At 67.6% G+C, this 21,045-nt stretch carries 15 protein-coding genes and 3 tRNA genes; 10 read left to right on the forward strand and 8 right to left on the reverse strand.

The window, feature by feature from the left end:
- The first annotated feature begins 92 nt into the window (after positions 1–92).
- Positions 93–1,481 carry a cation:proton antiporter domain-containing protein gene (locus tag ACUZUJ_RS06750; protein WP_458220072.1) on the forward strand — a complete coding sequence of 463 codons (1,389 nt, stop codon included), beginning with the start codon at positions 93–95 and terminating at the stop codon, positions 1,479–1,481.
- Positions 1,482–1,563: 82 nt separating this feature from the next.
- On the opposite strand, the gene ACUZUJ_RS06755 is transcribed toward ACUZUJ_RS06750, so the two are convergent.
- The gene (locus ACUZUJ_RS06755) at positions 1,564–3,891 is read right to left on the reverse strand and encodes a penicillin acylase family protein (RefSeq protein WP_049446216.1); all 2,328 of its coding nucleotides are present in this window, start codon (positions 3,889–3,891) and stop codon (positions 1,564–1,566) included.
- 124 nt (positions 3,892–4,015) lie between these two features.
- Here ACUZUJ_RS06755 and bfr point away from each other — a divergent pair, with 124 nt between their 5' ends.
- Positions 4,016–4,504 (forward strand): bacterioferritin, encoded by a 489-nt coding sequence (bfr, locus tag ACUZUJ_RS06760; RefSeq protein WP_005408763.1) that lies wholly within the window; start codon positions 4,016–4,018, stop codon positions 4,502–4,504.
- A 328-nt stretch (positions 4,505–4,832) separates the two neighbouring features.
- Here the strand turns inward: bfr and parC are convergent, their stop codons facing one another.
- Positions 4,833–7,076 carry a DNA topoisomerase IV subunit A gene (gene parC, locus ACUZUJ_RS06765; RefSeq protein ID WP_510468073.1) on the reverse strand — a complete coding sequence of 748 codons (2,244 nt, stop codon included), beginning with the start codon at positions 7,074–7,076 and terminating at the stop codon, positions 4,833–4,835.
- Between the two features lie 60 nt (positions 7,077–7,136).
- Entirely contained in the window at positions 7,137–8,018 is an 882-nt protein-coding gene (locus tag ACUZUJ_RS06770) for a helix-turn-helix domain-containing protein (RefSeq protein ID WP_042358602.1), read from the reverse strand.
- Between the two features lie 172 nt (positions 8,019–8,190).
- Here ACUZUJ_RS06770 and emrR point away from each other — a divergent pair, with 172 nt between their 5' ends.
- Genes emrR through emrB form a run of 4 tightly spaced genes read left to right on the forward strand, consistent with a single transcriptional unit; the run spans position 8,191 to position 12,908 of the window.
- Positions 8,191–8,634, forward strand: coding sequence for a multidrug efflux system transcriptional regulator EmrR (gene emrR, locus ACUZUJ_RS06775; RefSeq protein ID WP_014036527.1), 444 nt, complete (start codon positions 8,191–8,193; stop codon positions 8,632–8,634).
- Positions 8,631–10,124, forward strand: a complete 1,494-nt coding sequence (gene emrC / locus ACUZUJ_RS06780; RefSeq protein ID WP_049446211.1) for a multidrug efflux transporter outer membrane subunit EmrC — start codon at positions 8,631–8,633, stop codon at positions 10,122–10,124. The genes emrR and emrC overlap by 4 nt, the downstream gene beginning before the upstream one ends.
- 11 nt (positions 10,125–10,135) lie before the next feature.
- Positions 10,136–11,314 carry a multidrug efflux MFS transporter periplasmic adaptor subunit EmrA gene (gene emrA / locus ACUZUJ_RS06785; RefSeq protein WP_014036529.1) on the forward strand — a complete coding sequence of 393 codons (1,179 nt, stop codon included), beginning with the start codon at positions 10,136–10,138 and terminating at the stop codon, positions 11,312–11,314.
- A 7-nt stretch (positions 11,315–11,321) separates the two neighbouring features.
- On the forward strand, positions 11,322–12,908 hold the full coding sequence (gene emrB / locus ACUZUJ_RS06790) for a multidrug efflux MFS transporter permease subunit EmrB (protein ID WP_014036530.1): 1,587 nt from the start codon (positions 11,322–11,324) through the stop codon (positions 12,906–12,908).
- Positions 12,909–13,087: 179 nt separating this feature from the next.
- Here the strand turns inward: emrB and ACUZUJ_RS06795 are convergent.
- Positions 13,088–13,172 (reverse strand) — tRNA-Leu (locus ACUZUJ_RS06795).
- A 50-nt stretch (positions 13,173–13,222) separates the two neighbouring features.
- A complete protein-coding gene (locus tag ACUZUJ_RS06800) occupies positions 13,223–14,122 on the reverse strand; it encodes a LysR family transcriptional regulator (RefSeq protein ID WP_049446208.1) in 900 nt (299 codons plus the stop codon).
- 98 nt (positions 14,123–14,220) lie between these two features.
- On the opposite strand from ACUZUJ_RS06800, the gene ACUZUJ_RS06805 reads away from it, so the two are divergent.
- Positions 14,221–14,967: a sulfite exporter TauE/SafE family protein gene (locus tag ACUZUJ_RS06805; protein WP_049446206.1), complete on the forward strand. Its 747-nt coding sequence runs from the start codon at positions 14,221–14,223 to the stop codon at positions 14,965–14,967.
- Between the two features lie 56 nt (positions 14,968–15,023).
- Here ACUZUJ_RS06805 and ACUZUJ_RS06810 read toward each other — a convergent pair.
- Both ACUZUJ_RS06810 and ACUZUJ_RS06815 read right to left on the reverse strand, forming a co-directional pair.
- Positions 15,024–15,108 (reverse strand) — tRNA-Leu (locus ACUZUJ_RS06810).
- A 206-nt stretch (positions 15,109–15,314) separates the two neighbouring features.
- A tRNA-Leu gene (locus tag ACUZUJ_RS06815) sits at positions 15,315–15,399 on the reverse strand.
- A 128-nt stretch (positions 15,400–15,527) separates the two neighbouring features.
- On the opposite strand from ACUZUJ_RS06815, the gene rnr reads away from it, so the two are divergent.
- The 3 genes from rnr to rlmB all read left to right on the forward strand — a co-directional run bounded on the left by rnr (position 15,528) and on the right by rlmB (position 19,514).
- Positions 15,528–17,987 (forward strand): ribonuclease R, encoded by a 2,460-nt coding sequence (gene rnr / locus ACUZUJ_RS06820; protein WP_119007015.1) that lies wholly within the window; start codon positions 15,528–15,530, stop codon positions 17,985–17,987.
- 144 nt (positions 17,988–18,131) lie between these two features.
- Positions 18,132–18,614, forward strand: coding sequence for a GFA family protein (locus ACUZUJ_RS06825; protein ID WP_119007014.1), 483 nt, complete (start codon positions 18,132–18,134; stop codon positions 18,612–18,614).
- A gap of 156 nt (positions 18,615–18,770) precedes the next feature.
- The gene (gene rlmB, locus ACUZUJ_RS06830) at positions 18,771–19,514 is read left to right on the forward strand and encodes a 23S rRNA (guanosine(2251)-2'-O)-methyltransferase RlmB (RefSeq protein WP_005408775.1); all 744 of its coding nucleotides are present in this window, start codon (positions 18,771–18,773) and stop codon (positions 19,512–19,514) included.
- Positions 19,515–19,608: 94 nt separating this feature from the next.
- Here rlmB and ACUZUJ_RS06835 read toward each other — a convergent pair whose 3' ends face one another.
- Positions 19,609–21,045, reverse strand: coding sequence for a TolC family protein (locus ACUZUJ_RS06835; protein WP_424143731.1), 1,437 nt, complete (start codon positions 21,043–21,045; stop codon positions 19,609–19,611).

The raw sequence follows: 21,045 nt of genomic DNA on the forward strand, positions 1-21,045 counted from the left end.
AAAGGGGACGGAGGAGATCAAGTCGTTTGTGCCATTAACGCCTTAATCCCCTCCGTCCCCTTTTTGTATCATCGCCCCCTGCACATTGGGGAATGTTCATGGACGTACAGACCGGGGGCCGGGCGCCGCCGATCAAGTGGGGATGGCGCTACCTGGCCTGGGCCGGGGTGCCGTTGCTGGCTGGCGTGCTGCTGGCGCGGTATGCCGGGCCGGCGGCGCCCGAGGCGGTTGCCCGTGCCACGGCTGCGGCCGAAGGCAGCTGGACACAGCATCTGGCGTCTCCGCTGGGCCTGTTCCTGCTGCAGCTGCTGGTGCTGCTGCTGGTGGCCAAGGGCGCGGGTGCGCTGCTCAAGCGCTTCGGGCAACCGGCGGTGATCGGCGAGATGGCCGCCGGCCTGATGATGGGGCCGCTGGTGCTCGGCAGCCTGCTGCCGCAGCTGCATGGTGCGCTGTTCCCGGCCAGTTCGCTGGGTCCGCTGGGCATGCTCAGCCAGTTGGGCGTGCTGATGTTCCTGCTGGTGGCCGGTGCCGAGCTGGACCTGGCGGCGCTGCGTGGCCGCCGGCGTTTCGCCTTCACGGTCAGCCATGCCGGCATTGCAGTGCCGTTCGTGCTCGGCGTCGCGTTGGCGATCTGGTTGTATCCGCAGCACGGACCACAGGGTGTGGGCTTCACCGCATTCGCACTTTTCGTGGGTATCTCGATGAGCATCACGGCCTTCCCTGTGCTGCTGCGCATCCTGGCCGATCGCGGGATCATACAGACGCCACTGGGGCAGACCGCGATCGCCTGCGCTGCCTTGGGCGATGCCACCGCGTGGTGCCTGCTGGCGCTGATCGTGGCCGCCGCCCAGGCCAGCGGCTGGTTGCCGGCCAGCCTCAACCTGTTGTGCGTGGTCGCGTTCGTGGCGCTGATGCTGGGGCTGGTGAAGCCGTGGTTCGCGCGCCAGCAGGTTGCGCCGGGCCGTGAGGGGCGCTGGCTGCTCGGCATCCTGCTGTTGTCGCTGGGCAGTGCGCTGGTCACCGAGATGCTGGGCATCCACGCGCTGTTCGGGGCGTTCGCTGCGGGCGTCGCGGTATCGTCCAATGCGCAGTTGCGTGACCTGCTGATGGCCCGTGTCGAGCCGTTCGCGGTCACCCTGCTGCTGCCTTTGTTCTTCGCCATGACCGGGCTGCGCATGCGCGCCGATGCGCTGCAGGCCAGCGACATCGTGTTGTGCGTGGTGGTGATCGCGGTGGCCACGACAGGCAAGCTGCTGGGCACCTTCAGTGCCGCGCGCAGTGCCGGCATGCCCACGCGCGAAGCGTGGCGGCTGGGCGCGTTGATGAACACCCGCGGCCTGATGGAGCTGATCGTGCTCAACCTGGGCTACGAGCTGGGCCTGCTCGGCGACCGCCTGTTTGCGGTGCTGGTGATCATGGCGCTGGTGACCACGGCGATGACCGGGCCGCTGCTGAACCTGATCGAGCGGCGCAGGGTCTGAGTGCTGGACGGTAGTGCCGGCCGCTGGCCGGCATCCAGGCAAGTGTGTCCAGCATCATGAGGTTGCCGGCCAGCGGCCGGCACTACCGGGCCGGCACCAGCGTCATCGTGTGCTGCGCCTTGCCGGGCAGGAACGGCGTCGGGCGCCCATGCACCCAGTCCTCGTGGCCGGCGCCCCAGTACGGTGACAGCGGGTGGCCGCTCTGGCCGCCGGGCATGTGCACGATGCCGTCGGCCTCGTGGCCGGGCGAGACCACCATGCGCTCGGAGGCGCCGAAGTTCGGCGTCTGCACGCGCGGCATGTCCCGGTCGCCGGGCAGGCGGTCGGCCGGCATGCACAGCCAGCGCTTGGCGATGTCCGGCAGTGCCCGCGCGATGGGATGGCAGATCGCCGCGGTATTGCGTTCGCCCCAGCTGCGCTTGGCCAACGGCCCCTGCTTGGCCAGCTCACGCTCGGTACGGCGCGCGGCGTCGATCAGCAGCGCATCCCAGCTGTCGAAGGCCGGTGGCAGCAGGTTGGCCGGACGCTGCTGCAGCATCGGCCAGGCCACGCCTTCCAGCTGTGCCAGGCGCGGATCCAGATAGGCATCGCCCAGCTGCGCGTTGGCCGGGGCAAGCAGTGCATCGGATAGGGTCTCCATCACCTGGGTGCGGAATTCACGCACCACCCGGTAGCTCACTGAACTGGCCGAGGCGCGCCCGCCCCATTGATGGCTGACCTCCTTCAAACGCTTCAGCGCAGGGTCGTCACTGCGTTCGATGACGTCGTGCAGCAGAGCCCACCAGCGCTGCAGGAACACGGCGCGGTCGTCGAGCTGGATAGCCAGCAGGTCGTGCTCGTCGAAGCGCTCCTGGATCGCCAGCAGGTCGCGGATCTGCCGCGCCCGGGCACCGAGGTCATAGCCGCCGTTGCCGACGCTGGCCAGTGCCTCGCCGTCGAGGACGCGTCCATTGGCGGTCCACAGGCGATGGTTGGGGGGATCGATCAATGCCGGCGAGGCATCGCTGCGGATCGGCCACGGCGCGCAGTCCTGGTTGCTGGCGGCATTGAAGCCGGCCGGTGCACAGCCAGGGCCACGGTCCGGGCGGGCGCCGATCAGGCGCCAGGCGATGCGCCCGCTGCGATCACCGACCACCAGGTTCTGCGCGGGGATGCCGGCACGGTCGGCGAAGTGCAGTGCACCGTCCAGGTCACCGGCGCGGGCCAGATCAGCGAAGTCCAAGCGCACGGCGCCGGGCAGGTGTGCGACCCAGCGCAGCGCATCGCCACTGCCATCGGCATGGGTATGCAGGATCGGCCCCCAGGCGGTTTCGCGTACCGGGAACAGCACGTCGGCCTGGCCGGCCACGGCGATGCGTTCTTCGTGCACGGTCACCGCGGCGTTGGCCGGTTCCGCGCGGTAGTCCGCCGTGTCGATGTAGCTGTTGGTGAAGCCCCAGGCGACGTGCCCGTTGCTGCCGACGATCACTGCCGGCAGGCCGGGCAGCGAGAAGCCGGTGACATCGACCTGGCCGCCGGCGGCCTGCGGGTCGGGGTAGCGCAGGCGCACGCGGAACCACAGGCCGGGTGCACGCAGGCCCAGGTGCATGTCGTCGGCGACGATCGCGCGGCCGTCGGCGGTAAGTGCACCGGCCACCGCGAAGTTGTTGCTGCCGATGACGTCGGCCTCTTCCTGCTCGGTGCCCGTTTTTCCCTTCAACGTGCGCAGGTCCAGCTGGCTGGCATCGGGCAGGGCGGCGTTGCCGGTGGGTTCGCCGAACAGCGGTGCATCCCATTCGGTGCCGTCGTGGGCGATCAGTGCGTACAGCGCCGGCGGCACCACCGCGCGGATGCGGCTGAGCGCAAGCTCGGTCTGGTTGTCCGGGTCCTGCAGGTCGGCGTACATGGCCAGCCCGGTCAGTACGCTGTCGCTGGCCTGCCACGGTTGCGGTGACTGCCGCAGCAGCAGGTAGGCCCACGGGCGCACGGAGAGATCGGCCAAGCCCTCATTGACCCCACCGATATAGGCGCTCACGGCTTCGATGTTGTCGCCCAGCGCAGCCTGCATGTTCGCCTCGGTGCGCGCGCGCAGCCGATGCACGCGCATCCGCTTGTCAGCATCGATGGCCTTCGGCCCGAACAGCGCCGACAGCTCGCCAGCGGCACTGCGGCGCATCAGGTCCATCTCGAAAAAACGTTCCTGCGCATGCACGCGGCCGAGCGCACGCATCGCGTCGGCCTGGCTGCTGGCGGTAATGGTGACCACGCCCAGCGCATCGCGCTCGATGGTGACCGGTTTGGCCAGGCCCGGCAGCGCATGCTCGCCATCCAGGTCGGCCAGGCTGCCGCGCAGCAGCAGCCACAGCACCAGGGCGGTGACCAGCATGATGGCGATCAACACGCCCAGCACCCAACGCCATGTACGTCGCATCGCACGTCCTTTCCGAACTCGTGGGCTGATTGTAGCCGCAGGCGCAACTGCGACTGATTCCGATTAGATCACCGTATTTTGAAATGCGGCACCCTATGTCACATCGATTCACAGGAGCCCCCCCATGAAAGGCAACCCGGACGTCATCGCCTGCCTGAAGGAACTGCTGCGCGGCGAGCTTGCTGCCCGCGACCAGTACTTCATCCATTCCCGCCGCTACGAGGACCAGGGCCTGTTCGCGCTGTATGAACGCCTGAACCACGAGATGGAAGAGGAAACCCAGCACGCCGATGCGCTGCTGCGCCGGATCCTGTTCCTGGGCGGCGACCCGGACATGCGCCCGCATGCCACCGAGCCGGGCAAGACCGTGGAGGAGATGCTGCAGAAGGATCTCGATACTGAATACGCCGTTCGGAACAATCTCGCCGCCGGCATGAAGCTGTGCGAGGAGAAGGGTGACTACGTGAGCCGCGACATCCTGCTTGCACAGCTGAAGGACACCGAGGAAGACCACGCCTGGTGGCTGGAGCAGCAGCTGGGCCTGATCAAGCGCATCGGCCTGGAGCTGTACCAGCTGAGCAAGATCGACGGCAACGGCGCTCCGGCGCACTGAGCCGCAGGTGGCGCCGGGCCATGCCCGGTGACCACCCGGTAGAGCCGACCGCTGGTCGGCTGCTCTGCAAAAAGCAGCCGACCAGCGGTCGGCTCTACCAGAAAAAGCACAGCGTTCTGTCGCCAGCCAGCACCAGAGCACCGCCAGCCAGCCTTCGCCCGCCAGCTGCTCTACCGCCCGCCAGCCGACAACGAAAAAGCCGGGGAATGCCCCGGCTTTTTCGTGTCTGATCTCCGGCAAGGTGCGTCAACCAAGGTTGACACCTACCAGGAGCGGATTCCCGGGGTCAGAGCCCTTTCCCCTGGAAAGGGATCCGACCCCGCACCCCTCACTCCACCGACAACCCTTCCACCTTCTGCCAGCCGCGCGGCAGCAGGTGGCCGCGGGTGGCGCGGGCGCCGAGGTACGCTTCCAGTTCGTTGAACTTCAGGCCCATGGTGCGCTGGCCACTGCGTACCTGCAGGGTCTGGCCGGGGCTGATTGCAACCACGGCGACCACGCGTTCGGTGGCGAGCTTGGCCTTCGGGATCTCGATGATCTTGTTGCCCTTGCCCTTGTCCAGTTCCGGCAGGTCGTTGGCGGCGATCGCCAGCAGGTTGCCGGAGCTGGTCACCGCCACGATGCGATCGGTGGCGACGTTGGCGACCACCGACGGGGTCAGCACCGATGAACCGGCCGACAGGTTCAGCATCGCCTTGCCGGCCTTGTTGCGGCCGATCAGGTTCTCGAAGCGGGTGACGAAGCCGTAGCCGTGGGTGGAGGCCAGCACGAAGCGGGTGTCCGGCTCGGCGCTGGCCAGAGTCACGAAGCTGGTGCCCGGTGCCGGCGAGAAGCGGCCGGTCAGCGGTTCACCGTTGCCACGCGCGGAAGGCAGGGTATGCACCGGCGTCGAGTAGGCGCGGCCCTCGCTGTCGAGGAACGCCACCTGCTGCGTGCTGCGCGCACGTACCGCGCCCTGCAGGGCGTCGCCGTCGCGGTAGGACAGGGCGGAGGCATCGACGTCGTGGCCCTTGGCCGCACGGATCCAGCCCTTCTCCGACAGCACCACGGTCATCGGCTCGCTCGGCACCAGCTCGGTCTCGTCGATGGCCTGTGCCGCCTGGCGCTGCACCAGCGGCGAGCGGCGGGCGTCGCCGAACTTCTTGGCGTCGGCGGTCAGTTCGTCGCGGATCAGCTTCTTCAGCTTGGCCTTGCTGTCGAGGATGCCGAGGATCTTTTCGCGCTCCTTGGCCAGCTCGTCCTGCTCGCCACGGATCTTCATCTCTTCCAGGCGGGCCAGCTGCTTCAGCTTGGTTTCCAGGATGTACTCGGCCTGGTCGTCGGACAGGCCGAAGCGCGCGATCAGCGCCGCCTTCGGTTCGTCCTCGGTACGGATGATGTGGATCACCTCGTCCAGGTTGAGGAAGGCGACCAGCAGGCCTTCCAACAGATGCAGGCGGCGCTCGACCTTCTGCAGGCGGTGCTGCAGGCGGCGGGTGACCGTGTTGCTGCGGAAGGTCAGCCATTCGCTGAGCAGCATCTTCAGGTTCTTCACCTGCGGACGGCCGTCCAGCCCGATCACGTTGAGGTTGACGCGGTAGCTGCGCTCCATGTCCGTGGTCGCGAACAGGTGGCCCATCAGCTGGTCGGCGTCGACGCGGTTGGAACGCGGCACCAGCACCACGCGCACCGGGTTGGCGTGGTCGGACTCATCGCGGATGTCCTCCAGCCACGGCAGCTTCTTGGCGCGCATCTGCGCGGCGATCTGCTCGATCACCTTCGACGGCGACACCTGGAACGGCAGCGCGGTGACCACGATGTTGTGCGCTTCCTTGGTGAAGGTCGCACGTGCGCGCACGCTGCCGTTGCCGGTCTCGTAGATGTTCCGCAGGTCGTTGGCCGAGGTGATGATCTCGGCGCTGGACGGGTAGTCCGGGCCCTGCACGTGCTCGCACAGGTCGCGCACGCTGGCATCGGGGTTGTCCAGCAGGTGCAGCAGCGCGCTGACGATCTCGTTGAGATTGTGCGGCGGCACGTCGGTGGCCATGCCCACGGCGATGCCGGTGGTGCCGTTCAGCAGCAGGTGCGGCAGCCGCGCCGGCATCCAGGTCGGCTCCTGCAGGGTGCCGTCGAAGTTCGGTGCCCAGTCGGTGGTGCCCTGGCCCAGTTCGCCCAGCAGCACTTCGGCGATCGGGGTCAGCTTGGATTCGGTGTAACGCATCGCCGCGAACGACTTCGGGTTGTCGCTGGAGCCGAAGTTGCCCTGGCCCTCGATCAGCGGGTAGCGGTACGAGAACGGCTGGGCCATCAGCACCAGCGCCTCGTAGCACGCGCTGTCGCCGTGCGGATGGTACTTACCGATGACGTCACCGACGGTGCGCGCGGACTTCTTCGGCTTGGACGCGGCGTTCAGGCCCAGCTCGCTCATCGAATAGATGATGCGGCGCTGCACCGGCTTCAGGCCGTCGCCGATGAACGGCAGGGCGCGGTCCAGGACCACATACATCGAGTAGTCGAGGTAGGCGCGTTCGGCGTACTCGCGCAGCGGCAGTTGTTCGAATCCGTGGAACACGGGGCGGGCAAGTTCGGTCATGCGGCGTTGTTACCTGTTGTCGGGAGGCGGCGACGGCGGTCGCCGCTCGCAATCCTGTGATTATCCGGATGCGGCCGGGGATGCCAAGCCACGTGCAGGGTCCAGCCCGGTTTCCAGGCCGTGCCCGGCCCGTGCCAGGTAGCGCCCGGGCGGCAGCCCGAAGTGGCGGCGGAACACGGTGACGAAGGCGCTGGCGCTGCTGAAGCCCAGCGCGTGGGCGATGTCGGCCACGCTGCGGCCGTCGGTCAGCTGGCGCAGCGCCTCGGACAGGCGGGCCTGCTGCCGCCACTGGGCGAAGCTGAGCGTGGTCTCGTCGCGGAAGTGACGGGTCAGGCTGCGCGGTGACAGGCCGGCCCAATGCGCCCATTCGGCCAGGCTGCGCTCGTCGGAGGGGTCGGCCAGCAACTGCGAGGCGATCTTCAGCAGGCGCCGGTCGTGGGGCATCGGCAGGTGCATGCGCTGCCGCGGCGCGCTTCGGATCTCGTCCAGCAGCACGTCGATGATGTGCTGGCGCTCGGGCGTGGTGTCATAGCCCAGCGGCCATTCGCAGACGCGGTCGGCCAGCGCCTGCGCCAGCTTGGACAGGCCCAGCACGCAGGGGTCGGCGGGCAGGGTGGCGCAGGCCGGTGCGGCCAACGCCATGCCCCAGCCGCGCAGCGGGCCGTCGAGGGTGACCGTGTGCGGTTCCAGCGGCGGCATCCAGCCGGCCGAGCCCGGCGCCAGCGACCAGGTGCCATGCGAGGTGCGGGTGGTCAGCAGGCCGCGTTCGACGCAGATCAGCTGGGCACGCTGGTGGTGGTGCCAGTCCACCTCACGGGCCAGGCCCTGCTGGCTGTCGAAGCGGAAGGCGATGACCGGCGGGCCGTCATTGCGCTCGAACCAGTCCAGTGCGTCATCCCTGAGCAGGCGCTTGGGAACCTGAATTTCTGCCTTGTTCATCATGTCCACTGGCTGAAATGTGTCATCCATTGGCTGGATTGTACTACCGGGCCACCTGACCAGATCATTAAGGTAGGCGCCTTCACTGATCGAGCCCGCTGCTGCAACACAGCATTCGATGCCAGATCGAATATTTCCATTGAGAAATATTTTTTTTGGAAGAGAATGCTCCCCCATGATCTGTCCTGCAACCACTCCCCCCAGCTTCGGCCTGCTGCTGCGCCAGGTGCGCGACGGCCTGGTCCGCCAACTCGACGCGTCCATGGCTGAAGAAGATCTGGGCATCGGCTTCACCCACTACATCGGGTTGAAGGTGCTATCCAGCATGGCGCCGTGCACCGCCAACGAACTGGCCCAGGCCATCGACCAGGTGCCCAGCGCGGTGACCCGGCTGCTGGACAAGCTGGAGGCGCTGGGCTGCGTCCGCCGCGAGCCGCATGCGCAGGACCGGCGGGCACTGCAGATCGTACTGACCGATGAAGGCCGCGCGTTGTGGGCGCGGCTGAAGCTGCGCGGCGACGCGGTGATGGATTACGCCCTGCGCGATCTTTCCGCCGATGAGCGCACGCTGCTGCTGTCCCTCCTTACCCGAATCCGCGATTCACTGACGACCCCATGAACCCGATCCCGCATTCCACTCTCCGCCGGTCCGGGCGCGCGCTGCTGGTGTCAGCGCTGGCCCTGGCCCTGGCCGCCTGCGCCAGCAGCCGTGGCCTCAATCCGCAGGGCCACGTGCTTGATGTGGACAGCCTGCACAGCGAACGCACGCTGGCCGACACCGACCTGAGCGCCGCCGGCTTCCCGGCGCAGGACTGGTGGAAGGCACTGGGCGATGCGCAGCTGGACGCGCTGGTTGCCGAGGGCCTGGCCGGTCACCCGAGCCTGGACGCCGCCGATGCGCGCCTGCGCCAGGCCCAGGCCCAGGTTGGCACCGCGCGTGCCGATGAGCTGCCCAGCCTGTCGGTGTCCGGTGGCTACACCGGCCTGCGCCTGCCCGAGTCGATGGTCGGCAGCGAGATGGGCGGCCGCTATGGCGGCAGCAGCCAGGTCGCCTTCGATTTCAGCTACGGCGTGGACCTGTGGGGCGGCAAGCGCGCCGCCTGGGAAGCCGCCGTGGATGGCGCGCATGCCGCCACCGTCGAAGCCCAGGCCGCACGCCTGAACCTGTCCACCGGCATTGCCCAGGCCTATGCCGATCTGGCTTACGCGTGGCAGCTCAACGACGTGGCCGAGGAAGAACTGACCCGCTCGCAGAAGTCGCTGCAGCTGACCCGCCAACGCCGCAGCGCCGGCATCGACAGCGATCTGCAGGTGCGCCAGGCCGAGGCCCGCGTGCCGGCCGCGCAGCAGCAGGTACTGGCCGCGCAGCAGCGCATCGATGCCGCCCGCACCGCGCTGGCCGCCCTGGTCGGCAAGGGTCCGGATCGTGGCCTGTCGATCCAGCGCCCGCAGCCGTTGAACCCGATGGCATTGCAGCTGCCGGGCGTGCTGCCCAGCGAACTGCTGGGCCGTCGCCCCGACATCGTGGCTGCGCGCTGGCGCGTGGAAGCGGCCGACAAGCAGATCAAGGTTGCCAAGACCAAGTTCTACCCGAGCTTCAACCTGACCGCGCTGGCCGGCGTGGTTGCCCCGAACGTGGGTGACCTGCTGAAGAGCAGCTCCACCTTCGCCTACATCGGCCCGGCGTTGAGCCTGCCGATCTTCGAAGGCGGCAAGCTGCGCGCCAACCTGGCCAACACCGACGCGCAGTACGACCTGGCGGTGGCCAACTACAACCAGGCCGTGCTCGATGCACTGCGCGACGTCGCCGACCAGGTCAACGCGGTGCGCTCGCTGGCACAGCAGGCGCACGCGCAGCAGCAGGCCGTGGACACCGCACGCTCGGCCTTCGACCTGGCCCAGCAGCGCTACCGCGCCGGCATCGGCAGCTATCTGGACGTGCTGACCGCGCAGTCCACCCTGCTGCAATCGCAGCAGCAGCTGGCCGGCCTGCAGTCGCAGCAGGTGCAGACCTCGGTGCGCCTGAGCAAGGCGCTGGGCGGTGGTTTCCAGCCCGCTGACGCCGACCGCGCACCGATCGCCTCCCATTCCGATTCCTCGCATTCCTGAAGACGCCCGCCATGAGCCAGACCCAAGACACCGCGGCCCCGGCCGCCCCCAACCGCCGCGGCAACCTGCTGCGCGGCCTGTTCGTGATCGTCGTGCTGCTGCTTGCCGCACTGGCGCTGTGGTACTTCATGTTCGGCCGTTGGTTCGAAGAGACCGACGATGCCTACGTGCAGGGCAACCAGGTGCAGATCACCCCGCTGGTGGCCGGTACCGTGGTCGCCATCAATGCCGATGACGGCATGCGCGTGGAGCGCGGCCAGCTGCTGGTGCAGCTGGACCCGTCCGACACGTCGGTGGCGCTGCAGCAGGCCGAAGCCAACCTGGCCAAGACCGTGCGCCAGACCCGTGGCCTGTACCGCAGCGTGGAAGGCGCGCAGGCGGACTTGAACGCCCGCCAGGTGACCCTGAAGCGCGTGCGCGACGACTTCGCTCGCCGCAAGGACCTGGCCGCCACCGGCGCCATCTCCAACGAAGAACTGGCCCACGCCCGCGACGAGCTGGCTGCGGCCGAAGCGGCCGTGGCCGGTTCGCGCGAGACCGTCGAGCGCAACCGCGCGCTGGTCGACGACACCGTGATCGCCACCCAGCCGGACGTGCAGGCGGCCGCCGCGCAGCTGCGCCAGGCCTTCCTCAACAACGCCCGCGCCGGCATCGTCGCGCCGGTCACCGGCTACGTGGCCCGTCGTTCGGTGCAGGTGGGCCAGCGCGTGCAGCCGGGCAATGCCCTGATGGCCGTGGTGCCGACCGAGCAGATGTGGGTCGAGGCCAACTTCAAGGAAACCCAGCTGCGCCACATGCGCCTGGGCCAGGAAGTGGAGCTGAAGTCGGACCTGTACGCCGGTGACGTGAAGTACAAGGGCCGCATCCAGAGCCTGGGCCTGGGCACCGGCTCGGCGTTCTCGCTGCTGCCGGCGCAGAACGCCAGCGGCAACTGGATCAAGATCGTGCAGCGCGTGCCGGTGCGCATCGCCATCGATGCCAAGCAGCTGGCCGAACACCCGCTGCGCATCGGCCTGTCGATGAAGGCCGAAGTGAGCCTGCGCGACCAGAAGGGCGAAGTGCTGCCGAGCACCCCGGCCAAGGGCACGGTGTTCGACACCGACGTGTATGCCAAGCAGCTGCATGATGCCGACGAGGTGATCCACACGATCATCCAGGGCAACCTGCCGCAGCAGGCGAAGGTGGGCTGAGGTCGCCATGTCCGCACAAGCTCCAGCCGCGCCCGGCGCTCCGGGCGCACCGGCGGCGCCGGGTGCGGCCTCCGGGTTCCTGCCACCCAGCGTCGCCCTGTGCACCGTGGGCCTGGCGATGGCGTCGTTCATGCAGGTGCTCGACACCACCATCGCCAACGTCTCGCTGCCGACCATCGCCGGTAACCTCGGCGCCAGTTCGCAGCAGGCGACCTGGGTCATCACCTCGTTCGCGGTCAGCACGGCCATCGCGCTGCCGCTGACCGGCTGGCTCAGCCGCCGCTTCGGCGAACGCAAGCTGTTCGTCTGGGCCACGCTGGCCTTCGTCATCACCTCGCTGCTGTGCGGCCTGGCGCAGAGCATGGGCATGCTGGTGCTGTCGCGTGCGCTGCAGGGTTTCGTGGCCGGCCCGATGTACCCGATCACGCAGTCGTTGCTGGTCTCGATCTATCCGCGCGAGAAACGCGGACAGGCCTTGGCGCTGCTGGCGATGATCACGGTGGTGGCGCCCATCTGCGGTCCTATCCTCGGTGGCTGGATCACCGACAACTACAGCTGGGAATGGATCTTCCTGATCAATGTGCCACTGGGCATCTTCGCCGCGCTGGTGGTGGGCAACCAGTTGAAGGGGCGCCCGGAGCAGATCGAGAAGCCGAAGATGGACTACGTCGGCCTGATCACCCTGGTGATCGGCGTCGGTGCGCTGCAGCTGGTGCTCGATCTGGGCAACGACGAGGACTGGTTCTCGTCGATGAAGATCGTGGTGCTGGCCTGCGTGGCGGTGGTGACGCTGACGGTGTTCCTGATCTGGGAGCTGACCGACAAGGATCCGATCGTCGACCTGAAGCTGTTCCGTCATCGCAACTTCCGCGCCGGCACGCTGGCGATGGTGGTGGCTTACGCCGCGTTCTTCAGCGTGGCCCTGCTGATTCCGCAGTGGTTGCAGCGTGACATGGGCTACACCGCGATCTGGGCAGGCCTGGCGACCGCGCCGATCGGCATCCTGCCGGTGATCATGACGCCGTTCGTGGGCAAGTATGCATCGCGCTTCGACATGCGCATGCTGGCCACGGTCGCCTTCATCGTGCTGTCGATGACCAGCTTCCTGCGTTCGAACTTCAACCTGCAGGTGGACTACATGCACGTGGCTGGCGTACAGCTGATCATGGGCATCGGCGTCGCGCTGTTCTTCATGCCGGTGCTGCAGATCCTGCTGTCGGACCTGGATGGTCGCGAGATTGCGGCGGGCTCCGGCCTGGCCACGTTCCTGCGAACGCTGGGCGGCAGTTTCGCGGCGTCGCTGACGACGTGGCTGTGGGCGCGGCGCACCCAGGTGCACCATGCCGACCTGACCGAGCACATCTCGGCCTATCAGCCGGGCATGCAGGACCAGGTCACGGCGATGGGGCAGGGCGACCTGCAACACGGCGCAGCGGTACTGAACAACATGATCAACCACCAGGCGTCGCAGATGGGCTTCAACGACATCTTCTTCCTGCTGGGCTGGATCTTCCTGGCGATCATCGCGTTCCTGTGGCTGGCCAAACCGCCGTTCGGCGCGGGTGCGGGTGCAGCCGCCGGTGGCGGGCACTGACCGGTCTGCCATTCGGTAGCGCCAATGCAGAAACCCCGCCGGAAGGCGGGGTTTTTGTTTGGAGCGTTGTGCAATTCGGTAGATCCACGCCATGCGTGGATGAGCGTCGCCATCGCGTTGACATGGCAGACCCCGGAAACGAAAAAACCCGCTTTCGCGGGTTTGATCATCTTGAGTCGTGGTGCCCAGGAGAGGACTCGAACCTCCACGGTTTTACCCGCTAGTACCTGAAACTAGTGCGTCTACCAATTCCGCCACCTGGGCGACTCAGGAGATGAATTATGGGGAGCGGCAGAAGATGTGTCAACAACATTTCACACTTTTTTCTGCGGCTGCACGCCGAGGTGATGCAGCAGGCTGCGCATCGCCGGTGACAGTCGCGTCCACTCGGCAAAGCAGGCGCACAGGCGCCGTTGTGCCCACGCATCGGCGAGCGGTACGGCGACGGTGTGCGTGCTGCGCCGATGCTGGCGTGCAATGGTCCGCGGCACGATGCCGACGCCGATGCCGTGGCCGACCATGATGCACACGCCTTCGAAGGTCTTCATGCGGATGCGCACATCCAGGCGGCGCCCGATGTCGCGCGCCTGGTCCTCGATGTAGGTCTGCAGTGCATTGCCATCGGCCAGGGCAACGAAGGTCTCGCCGGCAACCTCGGCGAAGGTCACACTGCGCCGCGAGGCGAGGCGGTGATCGGCCGGCAGCAGCATCACCAGCGGGTCTTCGGCGACCACGTGCTGCTGCAGGCCGGCCGCGTCGACCGCGTCGCTGATGATGCCGGCCTCGGCCTGGCCGGCACTGATCGCGCGTACGACTTCGGGGCTGGTGCGCTCGATCAGTTCGACATGCAGGCGCGGGCGTTCGGCCAGCCACGGTGCGAGCCGCGCGGGCAGGTAGTTGGTCAGCGCGGCGGTGTTGGCATACAGGTGCAGGGTGCCGCGCGCGCCATGCGCGAACGCCTGCAGTTCGCCACGCAGCTGTGCCTGCTGCTGCAGGATCAGCCGTGCATGGTGGGCGAGGGCGGCGCCGGCTTCGGTCAGGCTGACGCCGCGTGGGTGCCGGTTCAACAGCGGGGTACCGGCATCGGCTTCGATCGTGCGCAGGCGCTCACTGGCTGAACCCAATGCCAGGTTTGCCTGCGCCGCGCCGGCGGTGATGCTGCCCGCTTCGGCGATGGCCAGGAACAGGCGCAGGTCGGCGATGTCCATCCGCATGTCGTGCCTCATTGCTGATCCGGCGCCTTCGGGTCAGCCGAAGGCTCGGCCGGGAAGACCGCATTGTGCGCCGGGCGGCGGCCCGATCCAATGAAGGCATGAATGAATCGATGTACTTCTACGTGCTGCTGGTGGTGGTGTTCGTGCTGGCCGGCGTGGTCAAGGGCGTGACGGGGATGGGGTTGCCGACGGTGGCGATGGGCCTGCTCGGTGGCGCGCTGTCGCCGGTGGCGGCGGCGTCGATGCTGTTCATCCCGACCTTCGTCACCAATGCGTGGCAGCTGCTGTCCGGGCCGTCACTTGGCCACATCGTGCGACGCCTGTGGCCGATGATGCTGGCAGTGGTGGTGGTGACGCTGGGTTCGGCAGCATTGCTGGTGCGGGTCGATCGCACCTGGTCGCGCGTGGCTTTGGGCGTGGCACTGGTGGTCTACGCGGTGTATGCGCTGCTCGCGCCGGTGTTCCGCGTACCGCAGCGGCGCGAGCGTTGGCTGGGGCCGCTGGTGGGTGCGCTATCCGGTGTGGTGACGGGTGCGACGGGTGTGTTCGTGATGCCGGCGGTGCCGTACCTGCAGTCGCTGGGGTTGCAGCGCGAGGAGCTGGTGCAGGCGCTCGGGCTGGCGTTCACCGTGTCGACGATTGCGCTGACCACCGGCCTGGTGCTGCACGGTGCGTTCGGCATCCAGCAGCTGGGGCTGAGTGCGTTGGCGGTGTTGCCGGCGTTGCTGGGCATGTGGCTGGGCCAGGTGATCCGGCAGCGGATCAGTGCGCGGGTGTTCCGCGCCTGTTTCCTGGGGTTCCTGCTGCTGCTCGGCCTGGAGCTGGTGCTGCGGCCGTTGTTCTGATGCCGCATTCCGGGCATGAAAAAACCCGCTTTCGCGGGTTTTTCTCATTCTCGACGTGGTGCCCAGGAGAGGACTCGAACCTCCACGGTTTTACCCGCTAGTACCTGAAACTAGTGCGTCTACCAATTCCGCCACCTGGGCGTCGAGGAGCGAGATTATGGGGTGCTGTGACGGGGGTGTCAACACCTTTCGTGGATCCGGGGTCGGATCCCGTTTCGCCTGCGAAACGGGCTCTGACCCCATGGGGCTCGCGTTGGGGCCAGAGCCTTTTCCTGTGGAGAGGAATCCGACCCCGGCGCCGGATCGCAGGCAAAAAAAATCCCCGCCGAAGCGAGGAGTTTTTTCGTTGGTGCCCAGGAGAGGACTCGAACCTCCACGGTTTTACCCGCTAGTACCTGAAACTAGTGCGTCTACCAATTCCGCCACCTGGGCGTTCCAGAGGCGCAATTGTGAAGATGAATCCGCAGGCTGTCAACGACTTCCTGAATATTTTTCATGCAAGGCCTTCAAGGCGGCCGCTGACCCGTTCTGCACGCTGTCAGCGGCTACCATGTAGGGCGATGACTACCAAAAAACCAAGCAAGGGCGGGAGCAAGTCCCGCAGCCAGGCCCCGAACAAGGGCGCCAAGGCGGGCGCAGCCCGCACCCCCAAGCCGGGCAAGCCGTTGCCGGGCTGGTTCCCCGAATTGAATGAAGGTGGCACCGCGCCGCGTGGCCGCAAGGTTCGCGGTACGGACGCCCCCGGCCCGGCACCGGGCCGCAAGCTGCCGCCGACCGGCAAGGTGATCGACGATCCCTATGCCGCCCGCGAAGCCGAGAAATACGAACAGCCCATCGCCAGCCGCGAGGCCATCCTGGCCCTGCTGGAGCGCTGCGAAGGGCCGCAGACCGCCGAAGAACTGGGCGCGCGCCTGGGCCTGACCGCGCCGGACCGGGCCGAAGCACTGTCGCGCCGGCTCGGCGCCATGGTCCGCGATGGCCAGCTGGTGCAGAACCGCCGGGGCGGTTTCGCTCCGATCCAGACACTGAACCTGGTCACCGGCGTGGTGATCGCCAACCCGGAAGGGTTCGGCTTCCTGCGCCCGGTCGAAGGCGGCGACGACCTGTTCCTGCCGCCGTATGAGATGCGCAAGGTGATGCACGGCGACAAGGTGCTGGCCCGCGTGACCGGCATCGATCACCGTGGCCGTCGCGAAGGCAGCATCGCCCGCGTGCTCGAACGCGGCATGACCCGCCTGATCGGCCGCTTCAGCATTGAGATGGGCATCAACTATGTGGTGCCCGACGACAAGCGCGTGCAGCGCAACGTGCAGGTGCCGCCGGACCAGACCGGTGGTGCACGCGACGGCCAGCTGGTGGTCTGCGAACTGACCCAGGCGCCGGACAGCCGCCGTCCGCCGATCGGCCGCATCATCGCCGTGCTCGGCGACAAGCTGACCGCCTCGCTGGTGGTTGAGACCGCCATCCACGGCCACGAGCTGCCGTTCGAGTTTCCACAGGAAGTGCTGGACGAAGCGGCCTCGGTGCCGCTGGTGGTCGAGCCGGCAATGATCGGCGACCGCGTCGACCTGCGCAGCACGCCGCTGGTCACCATCGACGGTGAAGATGCCAAGGACTTCGACGACGCGGTGTACTGCGAGCCGAATGCCGAGGGTTTCCGCCTGGTGGTGGCGATCGCCGATGTCTCGAACTACGTGCGCCCCGGCACGCCGCTGGATGAGGAAGCGCAGAAGCGCGCCACCTCGGTGTACTTCCCGGGCTTCGTGGTGCCGATGCTGCCGGAGACGCTGTCCAACGGCATCTGCTCGCTGATGCCGAAGGTCGACCGCATGTGCTTTGTCTGCGACATGCAGATCGACCGCGATGGCCTGGTCACGCATTCGCGCTTCTATGAGGCGGTGATGAACTCGCATGCGCGCCTGACCTACACCCAGGTGTGGAAGGCGGTGGGCGAGGACGATGCCGATACCAAGGCCTGGATGGGCGACCTGCTGCCGCAGGTGCAGCGCCTGCACCAGCTGTACAAGGTGCTGTCCAAGGCACGTGCCAAGCGCGGTGCCATCGAGTTCGAAAGCAGTGAAGTGCGATTCGTGCTGGACAACCGCGGTGAAGTGACCCAGGCCGGCATGCTGGTGCGCAACGACGCGCACAAGCTGATCGAGGAATGCATGATCGCGGCCAACGTCGAGGCGGCCAAGTACCTGCTGTCGCGCCATGTGCCGGCGCCGTACCGCATCCACGAGAAGCCGCCGGAAACCAAGTACGCCGACCTGCTGGAATTCCTCAAGGAGTTCAAGCTGAGCCTGCCGCCGTGGTCGAAGGTGCGCCCGGGTGACTACACCAAGCTGCTGAAGAAGATCCGCGACCGCCCCGATGCCACGCTGCTGGAATCGGTGCTGCTGCGCAGCCAGAGCCTGGCGATCTACAGCCCGGAAAATCACGGCCACTTCGGCCTGGCGCTGGAGGCGTACGCGCATTTCACCTCGCCGATCCGCCGTTACCCCGACCTGCTGGTGCACCGCGCGATAAAGCACGCGTTGTCCGGCAAGCCGCTGGACAAGTTCACCTACAACGCGCGCGAAATGGCTGCGCTGGCGCTGCAGTGTTCCGAGCGTGAGCGTCGTGCCGACGAGGCCGAGCGCGAGGTCGACGAGCGTTACCGCGCGGCGTGGATGGAAAAGCACGTGGGCGGCCAGTTCGACGGCGTCATCAGCGGCGTGACCAGCTTCGGCCTGTTCGTGGAACTGGACGAATCCAAGGTGCAGGGTCTGGTGCATGTGACCCAGCTGCCGCAGGACTATTACAAGTTCGACGCCACCCGCAAGACGCTGACCGGCGAACGCCGTGGCAGCAGCTACCGGTTGGGCGACCGCGTGCGCATCCTGGTGCTGAAGGCCAGCATGGAAGAACGCAAGATCGACTTCCGCCTGGTCGAGCACAAGGGCGAAGACGAGGGCGATGGCCTGCCGCCGCTGCCCGAGCGTGGCAAGCCGGCCAAGCGCACCAAGAAGCAATATTGAAAGGCGTGCCGACCAACGGTCGGCACCCACCTCACCCGGTAGGCACCCACCTCACCCGGTAGGCATCCACCTCACCCGGTGGGTGCCCACCTCACCCGGTAGGTGCCAACCGTTGGTTGGCACGACGTTTCGGAGGAACTCACCATGCAGGGCCAACCCGAATACAGTGGCGGCTGCCAGTGCGGCGCGATCCGCTTCCAGGCGCGCGGTGCGCTGACCGACAGCTCGATCTGCCATTGCCGGATGTGCCAGAAGGCGTTCGGTGCCTATTACGCGCCGCTGGTATCCGTGCGCGGCGTGCAGTTCAGCTGGACCCGCGGCCAGCCGCGCTATTTCCAGTCGTCCAACGTGGTGCGGCGTGGCTTCTGCGCCGACTGCGGCACACCCCTGACCTACGAAGCCCCGGATGGCGTGGCCGTGGCCGCCGGTGCCTTCGACGAGCCGGAACGCCTGCCACCGACGATCCAGTACGGGGTGGAGCGCAAGCTGCCGTTCGTCGACAGTTTGTCCGGCCTGCCGGCGCGGCGCACCGAGGACGACATCGCGGCGCTGGAGTTCCTGGCCACCATCGTGTCCCACCAGCACCCCGACCACGACACCCCGCACTGGCCGCCGCGCAGCCGATGACCCACCTGCAGCACCGAGCCCACGCTCGGCTGCTCTGGGTCCAGGCTTCATCGGCCGCCGCCAGTCGAGCATGGGCTCGGCGCTTCAGAGGGCCGGCCGCAGCGCCCGGCCCGCCGATGCTCTACCATAGCCACCCCCTTTCCGGTCCCCGCCCGCATGAGCAAGAACAGCCAGTGGATTGTCGGCGTCAACGCCGTCGCCTCCTCCATCGAGAACGACGCCGAGAACGTCCGCGAAGTGCTGGTCGAGGCCGGTGCGAAGAACCCGCGCCTGACCGAGATCGAAGAGAACGCCCGTCGCAAGGGCATCGACGTGCGCAAGGTGAACAGCCAGGCGCTGGACGGTGTTGGCGGTTCGGTGCGCCACCAGGGCGTGGCTGCGCGCTATGCCGCCGCCCGCACCTACAGCGAGAACGAGCTGGAAGGCCTGGTCACCGCGGCCGAGGGCAAGGCCCTGCTGCTGGTGCTGGACGAAGTGCAGGACCCGCACAACCTCGGCGCCTGCCTGCGCTCGGCCGCTGCCGCCGGGGCGACTGCGGTGATCATCCCGAAGGACAAGTCGGCCACGGTCAATGCCACTGTGCGCAAGACCTCGGCCGGTGCCGCCGATCTCATCCCGGTGGTGGCGGTGACCAACCTGTCGCGCTGCCTGAAGGACCTGCAGAAGCAGGGCGTGTGGATCTATGGCCTAGCCGGTGAAGCCACCGCCTCGCTGTACCAGCTGGACCTGAAGGGCAACATCGCGCTGGTGCTGGGCGGCGAAGCCGATGGCCTGCGCCGCCTGACCCGCGAGAACTGCGATGGCCTGGTCAAGATCCCGATGCCGGGCGAGATCGAGAGCCTGAACGTCTCCGTCGCCGCCGGCGTCAGCCTGTTCGAGGCCGTGCGCCAGCGCGGTTGATCGGCCAGAGGCGCTTGTAGAGCCGAGCCTATGCTCGGCTATTACGTTCCCGATCAAAGCGCAGCTGAGCATGGGCTCGGCTCTACAGAAGACGTTACCCCGCGCTGCCGCCCAGCGCCTTGAACAGGGTCACGTCGTTGTTCAGCTGGCCCTGGCGCACGCGCGCCAGCGACAGCTCGGCATCACGCCGGGTCTGCTGCGCTTCCAGCCAGGTGCGCAGGTCGGTGGCGCCCACGCGGTAGCGCACTTCCTGCGCGCGTTCCACTTCCACCGCCTCATCGTATGAAGCCTGTGAGGCGGCCACCTGGCGCACCAGCTGCTCGCGTGCCGACAGCGCGTTGTCCACTTCCGAGAGCGCGGTATACAGCGTCTTGCGGAAGTTGGTGGCGGCGATCTGGTAGGCGGTACCGGCGATATCGGTATCCAGCTGCGCGCGCTGCAGGTTGAGGAACGGCAGCGACAGGCCGGCGCCCAGCGTGGCCACCGGGTTGCGCAGTACATCGCCCAGCGAGGTCGCGCTGGAACCGAGGCTGCCGGTCAGGCTCAGCGCCGGGTAGTACTGGGTGGCGGTGACCTTGATCGTCTTCAGGCTGTTGCGCAGGCGAAGTTCGGCGGCGCGCAGGTCGGGACGGCGGCCGAGCAGGTCGGTCGGCAGGCCTTCGCTGATACCTGGGCTGCGTGCACCCAGCAGGTCCTGTGGCTCATCCTGCTGGGGCCAGGGCGTGCCGTCCAGCAGCACGGTCAGCGCGTTGCGCACCTCCACCCGCTGCTGCTCCAGTGCGCTCTGCGAGGACCGCTGCGACTGCAGGTTCTGCAGTGCCTGGCGCACTTCCAGCCGCGATACCGCACCGGCGTCGAAGCGGGCCTGCACCAGTTCGCGGGTGCGTTCCAGCCGCTCCAGGTTGGCCTGGCCGGTGGCGATCGACTGGTTCAGGTAGGCCAGGTTCCAGTACTGGGTGATGGTGTCGCTGATCACCAGCAGGGCGGTGTTCTGCCGGTCCTCCTCGCTGGCCTCGGCTTCCCAGCGGGCGATGTCGCGCTGGGTGCGCAGGCGGCCCCACAGGTCCACTTCCCAGCCCAGCGAGACGCCGGTGGAATAGCTGCGGCGCCAGTCGTCGGCCTGGTCGGTGGCGCGGCTGGCGTTGCCGCTGACGCCGGATGACGAAGGCTGCGGCCACAGCGCGTTGCTGGCCAGGCCGGCCTGCAGGCGCGAACGCTGCACGGCCAGGCCGGCGGCGGCGAGATCGCTGTTGGCCGCCAGTGCCTGCGCCACCAGGCGGTCCAGGCGTTCATCGCCGAAGCCGGTCCACCAGGTGTCCTGGCGGATGTCGCGGCCCGGTGTATCCAGGCTGCTGCGCGGGTCGTCGGCCGGTGCGTTGAGGGTGGCATCGCCGCGCCCGTAGCGGGCCGCCACGTCGGGGTCGTGCACCGGATAGCGGCCGACCGACGCACAGCCGGACAAGGCGAGCAGTACAGCACCTGCCAGCAGCAGGCGCGGGGGAGCAGGGAAGGGGAGTCGGATCATCATCAT

The sequence above is a fragment of the Stenotrophomonas sp. S4 genome (assembly GCF_054187805.2).

Excerpts from the sequence above, each read along its gene's own strand:
- ACUZUJ_RS06800 (WP_049446208.1), bottom strand. The coding sequence starts at position 14,122 with ATGCGGATGGACATCGCCGACCTGCGCCTGTTCCTGGCCATCGCCGAA.
- ACUZUJ_RS06825 (WP_119007014.1), top strand. The coding sequence starts at position 18,132 with ATGCAGGGCCAACCCGAATACAGTGGCGGCTGCCAGTGCGGCGCGATC.
- emrR (WP_014036527.1), top strand. The coding sequence starts at position 8,191 with ATGATCTGTCCTGCAACCACTCCCCCCAGCTTCGGCCTGCTGCTGCGC.
- emrA (WP_014036529.1), top strand. The coding sequence starts at position 10,136 with ATGAGCCAGACCCAAGACACCGCGGCCCCGGCCGCCCCCAACCGCCGC.
- emrB (WP_014036530.1), top strand. The coding sequence starts at position 11,322 with ATGTCCGCACAAGCTCCAGCCGCGCCCGGCGCTCCGGGCGCACCGGCG.
- ACUZUJ_RS06805 (WP_049446206.1), top strand. The coding sequence starts at position 14,221 with ATGAATGAATCGATGTACTTCTACGTGCTGCTGGTGGTGGTGTTCGTG.
- ACUZUJ_RS06835 (WP_424143731.1), bottom strand. The coding sequence starts at position 21,045 with ATGATGATGATCCGACTCCCCTTCCCTGCTCCCCCGCGCCTGCTGCTG.
- parC (WP_510468073.1), bottom strand. The coding sequence starts at position 7,076 with ATGACCGAACTTGCCCGCCCCGTGTTCCACGGATTCGAACAACTGCCG.
- rlmB (WP_005408775.1), top strand. The coding sequence starts at position 18,771 with ATGAGCAAGAACAGCCAGTGGATTGTCGGCGTCAACGCCGTCGCCTCC.
- emrC (WP_049446211.1), top strand. The coding sequence starts at position 8,631 with ATGAACCCGATCCCGCATTCCACTCTCCGCCGGTCCGGGCGCGCGCTG.
- ACUZUJ_RS06750 (WP_458220072.1), top strand. The coding sequence starts at position 93 with ATGTTCATGGACGTACAGACCGGGGGCCGGGCGCCGCCGATCAAGTGG.
- ACUZUJ_RS06770 (WP_042358602.1), bottom strand. The coding sequence starts at position 8,018 with ATGATGAACAAGGCAGAAATTCAGGTTCCCAAGCGCCTGCTCAGGGAT.
- bfr (WP_005408763.1), top strand. The coding sequence starts at position 4,016 with ATGAAAGGCAACCCGGACGTCATCGCCTGCCTGAAGGAACTGCTGCGC.
- rnr (WP_119007015.1), top strand. The coding sequence starts at position 15,528 with ATGACTACCAAAAAACCAAGCAAGGGCGGGAGCAAGTCCCGCAGCCAG.
- ACUZUJ_RS06755 (WP_049446216.1), bottom strand. The coding sequence starts at position 3,891 with ATGCGACGTACATGGCGTTGGGTGCTGGGCGTGTTGATCGCCATCATG.